Raw genomic sequence first — 13,444 nt, 5'->3', positions numbered from 1 at the left:
CTGGTGCTAGACTCCTCTGAGCACCTCGCTCATCGGGGTGACTACGCGCGCCCATCGGGCCTCCGCTCCCCACGGTCCCACTCCGCTCATGCGGATGGGCGGGAGTGCGCCGGGCGCCAGGGTGACGAGCCAACCGGCCGTCGCAGACAACCGAGCGGGAGTTCGGCGCCGTCGTGCGCCCGGGTCCCGAGAGAAGGAGAACGACTCATGGCAGTCGTCACCATGCGCCAGCTGCTCGACAGCGGTGTCCACTTCGGGCACCAGAAGCGTCGCTGGAACCCGAAGATGAAGCGCTTCATCCTGACCGAGCGCTCGGGCAGCTACATCATCGATCTTCAGCAGTCGCTGGCGTACATCGATAAGACGTACGACTTCGTCAAGGAGACAGTCGCCCACGGCGGCACCATCCTGTTCGTCGGCACCAAGAAGCAGGCGCAGAACGCGATTGCCGAGCAGGCGACTCGCGTCGGCCAGCCCTACGTGAACCAGCGCTGGCTCGGCGGCCTTCTGACCAACTTCCAGACGGTCTCGAAGCGCCTCGCCCGGATGAAGGAACTCGAGGAACTCGATTTCGACGACACGTCGAAGAGCGGCTTCACGAAGAAAGAACTCCTCATCAAGAAGCGCGAACTCGACAAGCTGCACAAGTCGCTTGGCGGAATCCGCAACCTGTCGAAGACGCCGTCGGCTCTCTGGGTCGTCGACACCAAGAAGGAGCACCTCGCGATTGACGAGGCGAAAAAGCTGGGCATCCCGGTCATCGGCATCCTCGACACGAACTGCGACCCCGACGAGGTGCAGTACCCGATCCCGGGCAACGACGACGCGATCCGCTCGGTGAGCCTGCTTACGCGCATCGTCGCAGACGCCGCTGCCGAGGGCCTCATCCAGCGGCACCAGAAGCCCGAGGCCGAGGGCAACGTCTCGGCCGTCGAGCCGCTGGCCGAGTGGGAGCAGGAGTTGCTCTCCACGGGCGCCCCCGCCGCCGACGCGGAGCAGGCCACGACCGAGCCGCCCACCATCCAGGAGTCGAACGAGCAGGCCGGCGCCGAGACCGAGAAGGTTGCCGACGCCGAGGCTGCAACTGCCGATGAGGCCGTCGCCGACGCCCTCGTCGTCAGCGAGGCTCCGGTCGCCGCTGAGGCACCGGACGCCGACGTCGCTCCGGCCGACGAGACCGCCACGGCCTGACACCCCGTTCCGTGACGGGGGTCGGACGGGCCGCGAGAGCGGACGTCCGGCCCCCGCTCGGTCGGTGCATGGTCACCACGAGTTAAAACGGCCGACACCTCGGTGTGCTCGGCTCCCCTCAGGGAGCGCGATCACAAGAGGTGTTTGATCCGCAGAGTTTCAGAACACGTTTCAGAACACCACCCAGAGTTTCAGAACACAGAGGAGTTCGCAGAACAATGGCAAATTTCAGCCTCGCTGACGTCAAGACGCTGCGCGAGCAGCTCGGTACCGGCATGGTCGACACGAAGAACGCGCTCGTCGAGGCCGACGGCGACCTGGAGAAGGCGGTCGAGATCCTCCGCCTCAAGGGCGCGAAGGGCAACGCGAAGCGGGCCGACCGTTCGACGAGCGAGGGCCTTGTCGCCGCTGCCGAGAACGGCGGCGTCGCCACGATGATCGAACTCGCCTGCGAGACCGACTTCGTCGCCAAGGGCACCAAGTTCATCGCGCTGGCCGACGCCGTGCTTGCGGCAGTCGTCGCAGCCGGGTCCACCACGGTGGAGGAGGCCCTCGCGGCTCCCGCTGACGGCAAGACCGTCGCCGACCTCATCAACGACGAGGCTGCGATCCTCGGTGAGAAGGTCGAGCTGCGCCGCCTGGCCGCCGTCTCGGGCGAGCACTTCGCGATCTACCTGCACAAGACCAACAAAGATCTGCCCCCGCAGGTCGGCGTGGTCGTCGGCTATTCGGGCGACGACGCCGAGACGGCGCGCTCCGTCGCTCAGCACATCTCGTTCGCGAACCCGTCCTACCTCTCTCGTGCGGACGTGCCGCAGGCTGAGGTCGACAACGAGCGTCGTATCGTCGAGGAGATTTCGCGGGGCGAGGGCAAGCCCGAGGCTTCCCTGCCGAAGATCATCGAGGGACGCGTCAACGCGTACTTCAAGCAGGTCGCGCTGCTCGACCAGGACTACGCAAAGGACAACAAGCTGTCCGTCAGCAAGGTCGTCGGCGACGCAGGGCTGACCGTGTCGGGCTTCGCCCGTTTCAAGGTCGGCGCCTAAGCAGTAGGCAGGGGGAGTCCGGGTCGTTCAGTCGACCCGGGCTCCCTTTGCTCTGCCCGGGGCGAGCTCGGGCGTGGTCGCGGGCATGCTCCGCGCGGGATAGGTTTGTACGGGTCTACGGGAGGAAACGTCCATGACGCAGACGGATGCGATGACGACGGGCAAGCGCCGCAGGGTGCTGTTGAAGCTGTCGGGGGAGGCATTCGGAGCCGGCACTCTCGGCGTGAATCCGGACGTGGTCAGCGCCCTTGCGCGCGAGATCGCCGACGCTGCCACAGAGGTGGAGATCTCGGTGGTCGTGGGCGGTGGCAACTTCTTCCGCGGGGCTGAGCTCTCCCAGCGCGGCATGGACCGCGGCCGGGCCGACTACATGGGCATGCTGGGCACTGTGATGAACGCCCTCGCCCTCCAGGATTTCCTCGAGCAGGCCGGCGCCGAGACCCGTGTGCAGTCCGCGATCTCGATGACGCAGGTCGCAGAGCCCTATATTCCACGTCGGGCCATCCGGCACATGGAGAAGGGCCGCGTCGTGATCTTCGGCGCCGGCGCCGGACTTCCCTACTTCTCGACCGACACCGTCGCCGCGCAGCGGGCGCTGGAGACGCACGCCGACGTGGTTCTCGTCGCCAAGAATGGCGTGGACGGTGTGTACGACGCCGATCCGCGCACTAAGCCCGACGCGAAGAAGCTCGACACCCTCACCTACCAGGAAGCGCTCCAGCGTGGCCTCAAGGTCGTCGACTCGACCGCGTTCAGCCTGTGCATGGACAACGGTATGCCGATGCAGGTGTTCGGAATGGAGCCCTCCGGCAACGTCGCGAAAGCCATCCGTGGCTGTGAACTCGGCACCCTCGTCTCGAACTAAACTGACCACTTCCCTCTCTTAAGGAGCCCCCTGTGATCTCGGATGTACTGGCCGACGCGAAGACCAAGATGGGCAAGGCGGTCGAAGTCGCCAAGGAGGACTTTTCCACGGTCCGCACGGGACGGGCCAATCCCGGCATGTTCCAGAAGGTGCTCGTGAGCTATTACGGCACACCGACTCCGCTCTCGCAGCTCGCCTCCCTGCAGAACCAGGAGGCGCGCACACTTCTCGTCACGCCGTACGACAAGGGCTCGCTGCGCGACATCGAGCAGGCCATCCGGGATATGCCAAACCTGGGCGCCAACCCGACCAATGACGGAACGCTCATCCGCGTCACGCTGCCCGAGCTCACTGCCGAGCGCCGCAAGGAGTTCGTGAAGATCGTGCGCACGAAGGCCGAGGACGCGAAGATCGCCGTGCGCAACATTCGCCGCAAGGGCAAGGACGATCTCGACGCCCTCAAGGGCGATATCGGCGACGACGAGCTCTCCCGCGGCGAGAAAGAACTCGAGGCGCTGACGAAGCAGCACGTTGACGCGATCGACGAGGCGCTCAAGCGCAAGGAATCCGAACTCCTCGAGGTGTAGAGCGTGGCCGAGATCACCGAAGGACCCGAGGACGGCGCGAGCAGACCGTCTCCGCACGTCCCCGGTGCCCGGGGATCTCGGATGGTGACCCGCGATGCACTGAGAGCGCGTGCGCAGCAGGGGCGGGCGGATGTGGAGCGGCAGCTCGAGGCGACCCGCGCGCAGCTTGAGGCGACGAATGAGCGTCTGACGGCCCGCTCCGGCCGCAATCTGGTCTCGGCGACGCTGATCGGCCTGGTCGGCGCCGGAGCGATCGTCGTCAGCCTGTTCGTCGTCAAAGAGATCTTCATGGTGCTGGCGGGAGGCATGATCCTGCTCGCGGCTCTCGAACTCTCGAACGCGCTGCGCCACGCGGGCCGTGACATCCCGCGTATCCCGACCGGAATCGTCGCCGTGGCGGCCGTGCCCGCCTCGTATTACGGGGGCCTCGGACTCGCGTGGGCCACGGTACTCGGCGGCTCCGTCGCCATCGCGCTGTGGCGGCTCGGCGAGCAACTGTTCCGACGGACCTCATCGACGCGGAGGGATGTGGCGCTCGACATCGGCCTCGGTGCATTCGTGCAGGGGTACGTCACATTCCTCGGCGCCTTCGCGATCCGCCTCGTGGCCGAGGACGGCGGCCACCTGTGGGCGTTCGCGTTCCTGGCGCTGGTGATCGTTGTCGACACGGGCGCGTATGCGAGCGGGCTGACGTGGGGCAAGCACCCGATGGCACCCCGCATCAGCCCGAAGAAAACCTGGGAGGGCTTCGCCGGTGCGGCGGTCGCAGGAGTCGTCGTCGGCGTGCTCCTCGCGGTGCTGCTGCTGGGGGAGCCGTGGTGGGTCGGAGCCGTGCTCGGCGCCGTCGTCCTGCTCACGGCGACGCTGGGCGATCTGGCAGAGTCGCTGATCAAGCGCGATATCGGCATCAAAGACATGAGTTCGTGGCTGCCCGGTCACGGGGGAGTGCTCGACCGGCTCGATTCGATTTTGCCGTCGGCCGCCGCCGCCTACGTGCTCTATTTCGTCTTCGCGCGCTGACCCCGCAGGAACCCGCCGACACGCTGATCGGGCCTGCAGACGCGCCGATGCCGCTCGGCGCAGGTGAGCTTGACAGAATGACGGCATGACCGCACCCTTCCCCCGAGCCCGCGAGTCCCGTCCTGGCTACGATACGGCCGAGGTCGACTCGTTCCTTGCCTCCGCTCGTGAGGCCTACGCGCAGTTGTCGGGAGGAGCGGCCGACCTGCGCGCGGCCGACCTGCGCCACACGGCGTTCACTCTGCGTAAGGGCGGCTATTCCGCTCCGCACGTCGATGCGGCTCTCGAGCGGCTGGAGGACGCCTTCGCTCTGCGGGAGCGCCAGTACGCCATAGCCGAACAGGGGGAGGAAGCCTGGCTGGCGGGCGCCCGTGCGACGGCCCAGGAACTCGTCAACCGCTTGGCGCGAGCACCGCGCGAGCGCTTCACCCGCGCGGGCTTGCTGACAACCGGGTACAACCTCCGGCAGGTGGACGCCTTCGCCGACCGCGTTTCCGGCTACTTCCGCGACGGCTCCGTGCTCACGGTCGACGACGTCCGTACCGTCTCCTTCGCACCGCAGCGCGGTGGCTATCTGGAGCAGCAGGTCGACCTGCTGCTCGACACGGTGGTCGACGTCATGCTGGCGGTCCGCTGACCGAGCTCGGATCTGCTGGCCGATCAGGTGATCGTCCGTTATGCTTCCGTAATCGTGGCTCAGCATCCTCACTCCTCCGTCGCCCGCCCGCCCGCGTACCGCAGCAGCGGACGCCCGCCGGTACCGCACCAGACCCCGGTCCGGCGCTCCTGGGCCCGGATCCCCGTGACGGTGCTCGCGTTCGCCGCCTCCCTCGCGTTCGTGATGGTGAACGTCGTCGATCCGTCGAGCGGAGCGGTCGCCTCGCCCTACTACCAGGCTCCGGCGCGTTTCAACGGTGATGCGGCGCAGCGCCTGGTCGTCGCGGGCGGCATCGAACGAACCGTCGAGCGAGACTCCTTCGCTGCGCAGGCGAAGCCCACGCCGACCCCCACTCCGACTCCCGTCGCTCCGCCGGCGCAGGCCGCTACCAGCGAGACCGAGGAGGCCGCGCCCGCCGCCGCCGCTCCCGTCGTGCGGGCCGCCACTCCGGACCCGGGATCAGCGAAGGCGATCGCGTACGACATGATCGTGCAGCGCGGCTGGGCCGACAGCGAGTACACCTGCCTCGTCTCGCTGTGGAACCGCGAGTCCGGCTGGAATGTCTACGCCGAGAACAAATCGAGCGGCGCCTACGGCATCCCGCAGGCCCTGCCCGGAAGCAAGATGGCCACGGTCGGGAGCGACTGGGCATCGAACCCGAGCACGCAGATCACGTGGGGCCTCGGCTACATTTCGGGCCGCTACGGCTCGCCCTGCGGCGCCTGGGCACACTCGGAATCCGTCGGCTGGTACTGAGCCCGCTGTCGCCCGCCGACGGTGGGCGACGCCGCAGCTGAGCGTCTCGCTACCCTGGAGCCGTGGATTACGCGCTGCTCGGAGTCGTCGGGATCATCACGGTCGTCACCGTCGCCCGCTTCTCGTACCGCCTCGGGATCGCGGCCCCACTGGTACTCGTGGTCGTCGGCATTGGCGCGTCCTATCTGCCGGGCGTTCCCGACATCGAGGTCGAGCCTGACGTCATCCTGGCGGGCGTCCTGCCGCCGTTGCTCTACTCGGCGGCGATCCAGGTACCGCTGACGGATTTCCGGCGGAATCTGCGCTCGATCTTCGGCCTCTCCGTGCTGCTGGTGGTCGTCACCGCGCTCGTGGTAGGCGGCTTCCTCTACGCCGTTTTCCCCGACCTGAGCCTTCCCGCCGCGATCGCCCTCGGTGCCGTCGTGAGCCCGACCGATGCTGTCGCGGCGACCTCGATCGGCAAAAAGCTCGGTCTTCCGCCGAGACTTGTGACGGTGCTCGAGGGCGAGAGCCTCGTCAACGACGCCTCCGCGCTGGTACTGCTGCGAGCAGCGACGGCCGCCGCCGCCGTGGTGGGTGCCTCCGCCACCTCCGACGCGATCGACGCGGGAGAGGTGAGCGTCCTCTTCGCGTACTCGGTCGTGATGGCGATCGCGCTTGGACTGGCGATCGGCGTCCTCACCGTCTTCGTGCGATCGAAGCTGCGGGACCCGGTTCTCGACACCGCCGTCTCGTTCGCCGTACCGTTCCTGGCCTACATCCCCGCGGAGGAATTGGGGGCCTCTGGTGTGCTTGCGGTCGTCGTCACCGGCATTTACACGGGGCACAACAGTGCGCGCTTCCTCAGCCCCCAGTCGCGGATCAGCGAGCGCGTGAATTGGCGCACAGCGCAGTTCCTTCTCGAGAACGGTGTCTTCTTGCTGATGGGCGCCGAGATCAAGGCGATCGTGAGCGAGGTCGACCCGGGCGAGTTCGGGGCGGGAACGGCGGTCCTGTTGGGGCTCGCCACGGTCGTGATCCTGATCGTCCTGCGCACTCTCTTCGTCTGGCCGCTGCTCCTGTGGCTGCGCAGTTCCGGCAGACGCGCCGAGCGGATCAACCGCCGTCTCGCCGTCGGACTGATGCGGCTGCGCAACAGCGCGTCGAGCGATGAGCGCTTGCGTCGCAGGCAGGTCAGGGCCGAGCGGCTCTACCAGCGCCGCGAGACGGACCTGGCCGCGACGACCAGCGAGGCGTTTGGCTGGCGCGGCGGCGTGATCCTCTCCTGGTCCGGGATGCGCGGCGTCGTCACGCTCGCCGCGGCGCAGTCCCTCCCGCAGGACACCCCCTACCGGTCGCAGCTGATCCTGATCGCCTTCACCGTGGCGGTGGTGACGCTGCTGGTGCAGGGGGCGACGCTCCCCGCACTGATTCGGTTGACGGGCATCCAAGGCACCGACGGCGAGGCTGACCGCCGCGAATTGGCCACGTTGCTCGACGAGGTAGCCTCCACGGGCATCCAGGCCCTTCCGGACGCCGTGGCCCAATTGCCGGACGGGGAGGCCGGCGAGCGCGTGGTCGAGCGGGTCCGGCGCGACACCCTCACCCGCTCGCAGGTGGCGTGGGAGCAGGTGGAGCGCGGAGACGACGCTCCGCTCGGTCCGCACGCGCAGTACCTACGACTGCGGATCGCCGTGCTGCTCGCTGAACGGGAGGCCCTGCTGGAAGCGCGTGGACGCGGGGTCTACTCGTCCCGAACGTTGCGGCAGGCGCAGCGGATGCTCGATGCGGAGGAGACGCGGCTCGAGATGGACGACACTTCGCACTGACCGTGGCACGCCGTGACCGCCTCCTAGACTGGGGGGTATGCCGCGCAGCAATCGACCCCGGGGGAGTCGCCGCGACGGTGACGACGAGCAGCGTGACCTCTCGCAGATGCTTGTCGGCCGGCGGCGCACCGAGGTTCATGCGGGCCGTGAGTGGACGGTCCAGCCGGTTTCCTCGGCTCGCGCGGTGAAGAACTACGCGTGCCCCGGCTGCGCGCTGACGATTGACGTCGGGCAGGCCCATGTCGTCGCCTGGCGGGCGGATGGAGCTCTCGGTGACGCGGCCTCTCTGGCCGGACGCCGCCACTGGCACACGCACTGCTGGAGAATCCGAGGAGCACGATGACCCACGAGATCCGCGGAGGCGTCGTCCTCCCCGCCCGCCGCGAGGACATTGAGCTGCACACGTCCGACGGACTGACGCTGGTCGGCGAGCTCGCCCTGCCGCTGGAGCGCGAGCCGCGGGCGACGCTGGTCACCCTGCACCCGCTGCCCACCCACGGCGGCTTCATGGACTCGCACATCTTGCGCAAGGCGGCGGCCCGCCTGCCCGCCCTCGCTGACGTCGCCGTGCTGCGCTTCAATACCCGCGGCACCAGTTCACCTCGCGGAACGAGCGACGGAGCATTCGGGCACGGCACCGGCGAGCGAGCCGACGTGGCGGCGGCGATGGCCCTGGTGGCCGAGCGGGGGCTTGCGCACCCGTGGCTCGTCGGCTGGTCCTTCGGTACCGAACTAGCGCTGAAGTGGGGGAGGGAGCAGCCGGTGGACGGCGCGATTCTCCTGTCGCCGCCGCTGCATCGCGCGAGCGCTGAGGAGGTCGCCGCCTGGGGGGAGGACGGTCGGCCGCTCGTGGTGCTGGTGCCGGAGTTGGACGACTACCTGCGCCCCGCCGAGGCCGCGGAGCGCTTCTCGAGCGTGCCGCAGCTCAAGTTGATCCCGGTCGAGGGGGGCAAGCACCTGTGGGTGGGCGAGGCGCAGACGCGGCGCGTGCTCGACGAGATCGTGCGCGTGGTCGCACCGTCCGCGTCTCCGCTCCCGACCGAGTGGGCGGGCGAACGTGCCTGAGCGCGCTAGCGGTCCTCGGCCTTCCCGTCCCCGTCCTCGGTGAGTTCGTCGATGTGCCCGATGAGGCCGCGCAGGCCGGCCACGTAACCGGCGATGGCGTCGCGTTCGGTGCGGATTTCGTCAAGCCTGCGCTCGGCGGTGTCCATGAGTTCGCGACTGCGGCGCTCGGCGTCGGCAAGGAGCCGCTGCGCCCGGTCGCGCGCTGCGTCAAGGAGAGCGTCGGACTCGTCCTGCGCGGCGCGGCGCAGACGAGTCGTCTCGTCCAGCGCGTCGCTGCGCAGCGTGTCTGCCTCCAGACGCTTGTCGTTGGCCCGCCGGATCGCGTCGGCGAGCTGGAGGTTCGACTCGTCGAGGTAGCGCTGAGTCTGCGCGACCGCCTCCTGGTGGCGGAGGAGATCCTCGTTGTCCGCCTCCTCGCGGCGGGCCGCCAGCTCGACCACGAGATCGATCCGCGCCTGCTCCACGTCGCGGGCGAGCGCGGCGGCCTCGTCAGCGGAGGCGGCGCGGATTCCGGCGAGCTCGGCGTCGAGCGTCGCCACAGCCTCCGCGCGCTCCTGAGCGAGCCGGGTGCGCTGGTCTGCGATCTCGCGGGCGCCCTCGGCGCGGATCGCCACGACCTCGGCATCCAGTGCAGCCCGCGTCGACAGCACTTCGGCCTCGACAGCGGAGCGGGCTTCAGCAACCTCGGCCTCGGCGGCCGCGCGAAGGCGGTCGACCTCGGAGGCGACGTCGGCGCGCAGCACCTCGTTGGCCTGGGCGAGACGGGCGGCCTCGGCGCGCGCCACCTCGACCTCGCGCGCGGCGACCGCTCGTAACTCGGCGGCCTCCCGCTCCGCCTCGGAGCGGATGGCGGCGGCCTCACGCTTGGCGGTGGCGCGCGTCTCGGCGGCTTCGGTCGCGACGGATCCCCGGATCGCGGCGGCCTCGCGCACTGCATCCTGCGTCAGCACATCACGGTCATCGGCCGCCTTGCCGAGAGTGGCGGCAGCCTGGGCCTCCGACTCATCCCGGGTACGGTCGGCGCGGCGACGCGCCTCGGTGACCAGGCGCTCGGCCTCGTCGCGCGCTTCCTGCAGCAGCCGATCGCCCTCGTCGCGGGTACTCCGGCGCAGTGCCGAGGCGTCGTTCTCGGCCTGCGCAATGATCCGCTCCGACTGCTCCTCTGCGACGCGCAGCGTGTGCTCGAGCTTCGCGCCCAGGCCCGCGTAGGTGGGAGCGCCGACCTGCTGCAGCTCCTTTTCAAGACCCTCGACGCGGGAGGTGAGGCGCTTCACCTCGCGGCCACTCTCAGCCGCCTGCGTATTCGAGTTGATGAGCTCGCGGCGCAGGCCCTGGATGGCCTTATCGACCTCGTCTCGGTCGTAGCCACGGAACACCTGAGTGAATTCGGCCTCGTCGTTCGCCACGTCGTCTCCTTTAGAGCAGGGCCGCGGAGGGGCTCACGGCACTGGGAAAGTGTATTCAGCGAGGGCCCGTCAGCCGGGGCGACACCCGCACCGCGTGCCGCCTCGGCCGTACTCTCGGCTGTTGCCGGGTCTCGAGTGGGAGGCATCCGCTACTGTGGACTGTCTTTGTCTGTTGCCGTCGCGCCCCGGTCCGGCTGCGTCCCCGAAGCCGGACTCGGCCGTCCCCCGATCCGGCAACGCAGGAGGAGTTCTTTCGTGCGGTTCGTCTTCGCCATCATCGCCACCGTCATCGCTGCCGCGCTGATCGTGCTCGGCATCGGTCAGCGGACGGTCTGGGCGCCTCCGGAATCCCTAACCGCCCAGACCACGCTCGACGCGTCGGCCCCCTACGCCGTGATCGACGGGAGCGCGCTCGACGCGAACCCGGGGCGGCAGACCATCACGGTCGAGGGAAACGGGAGCATGGTTCTCGCCTACGCCCGCACGACCGACGTGCTCGGCTGGGTCGGTGGGTCCGCGTACAGTGCGGTCGGGCGCGGCTCCGCACGCGACGCGCTGACTGCCGAGCGGGAGACGGCCAAGCCCGTCGAACTCTCCTCCGATGTCGCGACCGCCAACTCGGCCGTCGTCGACCCGCGCGGCTCTGACCTCTGGCTCGAGCAGTTCGAGGGGACCGGCAGTATCACGGTCGCGCTCGACGTTCCCGCCGACATGTCCGTCCTGATCGCGAGCGACGGCACCGCCCCCGCGGCCGACTCCGTGCGGGTGAGCTGGCCGGTGGACACCGCGACTCCGCTCGCCGGACCGCTGCTTCTGGGCGGTGCGGTATTCCTCCTCATCGGCCTCGTTTTGTACATCTGGGCGTTCGTGCACCTGCGCCGACAGCACGGCCCTCGTCGCAAGGGGCCGCAGGGCCGCATCCCGCGGGGAGCGCGCCGGCCCCGGCCCCGCGCAGGCATTCAAGCGTCGATCGCCTCGCCATCCGCCACGCGCCGTCGCAGCGCCCTGGTGCTCCCCGTCGTGCTCGGCACGACCGTGCTGCTCTCTGGCTGCAGCTCCGACTACTGGCCCAATCTGGCTGCCGACGCGAGCACAGCCCCCACCGTGTCGGCGACGCCCACCGCGGGAGCCAAACCGGTCGCGGCCGATGCCACCCCCGTCGTCACGACGCAGCAGGCGGAGGCGATCGTCGCCCAGGTCGCGGATGTCGCGTCCCGAGCGGATGCGGCGCACGACGCGTCGATCCTCGCCTCCCGTTTCCAGGGCGAGGCGCTGACCGAGCGGACCACCAACTACAACGTCGTCGCCAAGGGCGGCACCATCGTCCCGCCGCAGACCATCCCCGCCTCGCCGGTGAGCCTCGTGCTCCCGCAGGACACCCGGACGTGGCCGCGCCTCGTGACGGCGGTCGTCCAGAACTCGGCCGACACCACGCAGGCGCCGATCGCCCTGATGATGAGCCAGGCAAGCCCGCGCGCCGACTACAAGGTCGACTACGCCATCTCGCTCGAGGCCAACGCCCGCATCCCGGATGTCGCCCCGGTCACGGTGGGGACGTCGATTGTCGCTCCTGACTCGCGCCTGATGAAACTCGCGCCGCAAACGGTGGGCTCCGCGTACGCCGACGTGCTCGTCAACGGCGACACCAGCCAGTACGCTGCGCTCTTCTCGGCCGACGGGGACACGCTCCGCGGACAGGTCGGCGTTGATAAGAAGAACGCCGATCGTGCAGCGCTACCGAGTACGGCGTCGATTGAGTTCTCGAACACGGCGGGCACCTCGCCTATCATCGCCCTCGCGACGAACAATTCGGGTGCGCTCGTCGCGGCCAGTATCGCCGAGACCTCGACCGTCCGGCCGACCGCCCAGGGGTCCACCGTCTCGACCTCGGGCGCCTCGCAGACTCTGCTCGGCACCGACAAGTCGACCACCGGGATCGCGACCACCTACGGTTACCAGTTGTTGTTCTATGTACCGCCCGTCGGATCGGAGGAGAAAATCGTGATGCTCGGATGGAGCCAGGGACTCGTCTCGGTGGTGCAGCTACCGTGAGTACCGTCCCGCCCCTGCCAGGAAACCTCCGCGGCGCCGTCGACCTGTCGTCGCTGGTGAATCGCCGCACCCCACCTGCCGGCGCTGCTGCTGCCGCCGCTCCCGCCGCCTCCGGCGCACCGGCAGCCAACCCGCTGCTCCTGACCGCCGGCGATGCCGAGTTCGACCAGGTGGTCCAGCTCTCCTCGCGCGTCCCGGTGATCGTCGATCTGCGCGGTCCCTGGGCCGAGGAGAGCACGAGCATGACCGCGCTGCTCGAGAAGGTCGTCGTCTCGTACGCTGGCGCGTTCGTGCTCGTCGGGGTCGACGTCGAGTCGGCTCCGCAGCTCGCGCAGGCCTTCCAGGTGCAGGCCGTGCCGACCGTCGCCGCAATCATCGGCGGGCGCCCTGTGCCGCTGTTCAGCGGGCTTCTCGCCGAGGATCAGCTGCGCGACCTGCTCGAGCAGGTCTTGCAGCTGGCAGCGCAGAACGGCGTGACGGGGACGATCCCGGTCGACGCCGATCCCGCCGAGGGGGCGGAGCCTGAGCCGGAGCCGCTGCCGCCGCATCATCAGGAGGCGTATGACGCGATTGAGCGCGGCGACTATTCCACGGCGATCAGTGAGTACGAGACGGCGATTGCGCAGAACCCACGCGATGACCTCGCCGTCGCCGGCCTCGCCCAGGTGAAGCTGCTCCACCGGCTACAGGGACGCACCCTGGAGGACATTCGCTCGACTGCTGCGGCCGAGCCGTCGAACCTCGACGCTCAGCTCGCTGTCGCCGACCTGGACGTCTCGGGTGGCCACGTCGAGGATGCGTTCGACCGGCTCTTGGCGATGTTCCCGCGGCTCGACGCCGAGGGGAAGGCCGCGACTCGCGCCCGCCTCCTGGATCTCTTCGAGATCGTCGGCCAGACGGACCCTCGCGTGAACAAGGCCCGCGCCCGCCTGACCACACTCCTGTACTGACCCGTCCCGCCCTCTCCCTCCCCGCCCCCTCTCCCGCCAG

The 13,444-nt window shown here is 69.1% G+C and carries 13 protein-coding genes; 12 read left to right on the top strand and 1 reads right to left on the bottom strand.

Annotation, left to right across the window (positions count from 1 at the left end; all coding sequences use genetic code 11):
• Positions 1-207: 207 nt before the first annotated feature.
• From rpsB to HRF29_RS02370, 10 genes are all read left to right on the top strand, one after another.
• Positions 208-1,191 (top strand): 30S ribosomal protein S2, encoded by a 984-nt coding sequence (gene rpsB / locus HRF29_RS02415; RefSeq protein WP_173244107.1) that lies wholly within the window; start codon positions 208-210, stop codon positions 1,189-1,191.
• A 218-nt stretch (positions 1,192-1,409) separates the two neighbouring features.
• The gene (tsf, locus tag HRF29_RS02410) at positions 1,410-2,237 is read left to right on the top strand and encodes a translation elongation factor Ts (protein WP_173244104.1); all 828 of its coding nucleotides are present in this window, start codon (positions 1,410-1,412) and stop codon (positions 2,235-2,237) included.
• 151 nt (positions 2,238-2,388) lie between these two features.
• On the top strand, positions 2,389-3,102 hold the full coding sequence (gene pyrH / locus HRF29_RS02405; protein ID WP_222929599.1) for a UMP kinase: 714 nt from the start codon (positions 2,389-2,391) through the stop codon (positions 3,100-3,102).
• 32 nt (positions 3,103-3,134) lie between these two features.
• Positions 3,135-3,689, top strand: a complete 555-nt coding sequence (gene frr / locus HRF29_RS02400; protein ID WP_068253412.1) for a ribosome recycling factor — start codon at positions 3,135-3,137, stop codon at positions 3,687-3,689.
• 3 nt (positions 3,690-3,692) lie between these two features.
• Positions 3,693-4,709: a phosphatidate cytidylyltransferase gene (locus tag HRF29_RS02395; RefSeq protein ID WP_343043612.1), complete on the top strand. Its 1,017-nt coding sequence runs from the start codon at positions 3,693-3,695 to the stop codon at positions 4,707-4,709.
• 85 nt (positions 4,710-4,794) lie between these two features.
• The gene (locus HRF29_RS02390) at positions 4,795-5,346 is read left to right on the top strand and encodes a DivIVA domain-containing protein (protein ID WP_173244094.1); all 552 of its coding nucleotides are present in this window, start codon (positions 4,795-4,797) and stop codon (positions 5,344-5,346) included.
• 54 nt (positions 5,347-5,400) lie between these two features.
• The gene (locus tag HRF29_RS14750; RefSeq protein WP_343043611.1) at positions 5,401-6,123 is read left to right on the top strand and encodes an aggregation-promoting factor C-terminal-like domain-containing protein; all 723 of its coding nucleotides are present in this window, start codon (positions 5,401-5,403) and stop codon (positions 6,121-6,123) included.
• Positions 6,124-6,185: 62 nt separating this feature from the next.
• Positions 6,186-7,931 (top strand): cation:proton antiporter domain-containing protein, encoded by a 1,746-nt coding sequence (locus HRF29_RS02380; RefSeq protein WP_173244091.1) that lies wholly within the window; start codon positions 6,186-6,188, stop codon positions 7,929-7,931.
• Positions 7,932-7,968: 37 nt separating this feature from the next.
• Positions 7,969-8,274 carry a hypothetical protein gene (locus HRF29_RS02375; protein WP_173244088.1) on the top strand — a complete coding sequence of 102 codons (306 nt, stop codon included), beginning with the start codon at positions 7,969-7,971 and terminating at the stop codon, positions 8,272-8,274.
• On the top strand, positions 8,271-8,996 hold the full coding sequence (locus HRF29_RS02370; protein ID WP_173244085.1) for an alpha/beta hydrolase: 726 nt from the start codon (positions 8,271-8,273) through the stop codon (positions 8,994-8,996). Before HRF29_RS02375 ends, HRF29_RS02370 begins: the two co-directional genes overlap by 4 nt.
• Before the next feature lie 5 nt (positions 8,997-9,001).
• On the opposite strand, the gene HRF29_RS02365 is transcribed toward HRF29_RS02370, so the two are convergent.
• A complete protein-coding gene (locus HRF29_RS02365; protein WP_173244081.1) occupies positions 9,002-10,402 on the bottom strand; it encodes a DivIVA domain-containing protein in 1,401 nt (466 codons plus the stop codon).
• Between the two features lie 255 nt (positions 10,403-10,657).
• Between HRF29_RS02365 and HRF29_RS02360 the strand changes: the two genes are divergently transcribed.
• Together HRF29_RS02360 and HRF29_RS02355 are read left to right on the top strand one after the other, a co-directional pair.
• Positions 10,658-12,454 (top strand): DUF8094 domain-containing protein, encoded by a 1,797-nt coding sequence (locus HRF29_RS02360; protein WP_173244079.1) that lies wholly within the window; start codon positions 10,658-10,660, stop codon positions 12,452-12,454.
• A complete protein-coding gene (locus HRF29_RS02355) occupies positions 12,451-13,404 on the top strand; it encodes a tetratricopeptide repeat protein (RefSeq protein WP_173244076.1) in 954 nt (317 codons plus the stop codon). The genes HRF29_RS02360 and HRF29_RS02355 overlap by 4 nt, the downstream gene beginning before the upstream one ends.
• The last annotated feature ends 40 nt before the right edge of the window (positions 13,405-13,444 follow it).

Origin of the sequence: Rathayibacter agropyri (genome assembly GCF_013249015.1) — a bacterium.
GTDB classification, from domain to species: Bacteria; Actinomycetota; Actinomycetes; order Actinomycetales; family Microbacteriaceae; genus Rathayibacter; species Rathayibacter agropyri.
Note: the sequence above shows the minus strand (reverse complement) of the source record. Positions and strands in the feature narration are given on the sequence as shown.

Excerpts from the sequence above, each read along its gene's own strand:
- HRF29_RS02390 (WP_173244094.1), top strand. The coding sequence starts at position 4,795 with ATGACCGCACCCTTCCCCCGAGCCCGCGAGTCCCGTCCTGGCTACGAT.
- tsf (WP_173244104.1), top strand. The coding sequence starts at position 1,410 with ATGGCAAATTTCAGCCTCGCTGACGTCAAGACGCTGCGCGAGCAGCTC.
- rpsB (WP_173244107.1), top strand. The coding sequence starts at position 208 with ATGGCAGTCGTCACCATGCGCCAGCTGCTCGACAGCGGTGTCCACTTC.
- HRF29_RS02375 (WP_173244088.1), top strand. The coding sequence starts at position 7,969 with ATGCCGCGCAGCAATCGACCCCGGGGGAGTCGCCGCGACGGTGACGAC.
- pyrH (WP_222929599.1), top strand. The coding sequence starts at position 2,389 with ATGACGACGGGCAAGCGCCGCAGGGTGCTGTTGAAGCTGTCGGGGGAG.
- HRF29_RS02370 (WP_173244085.1), top strand. The coding sequence starts at position 8,271 with ATGACCCACGAGATCCGCGGAGGCGTCGTCCTCCCCGCCCGCCGCGAG.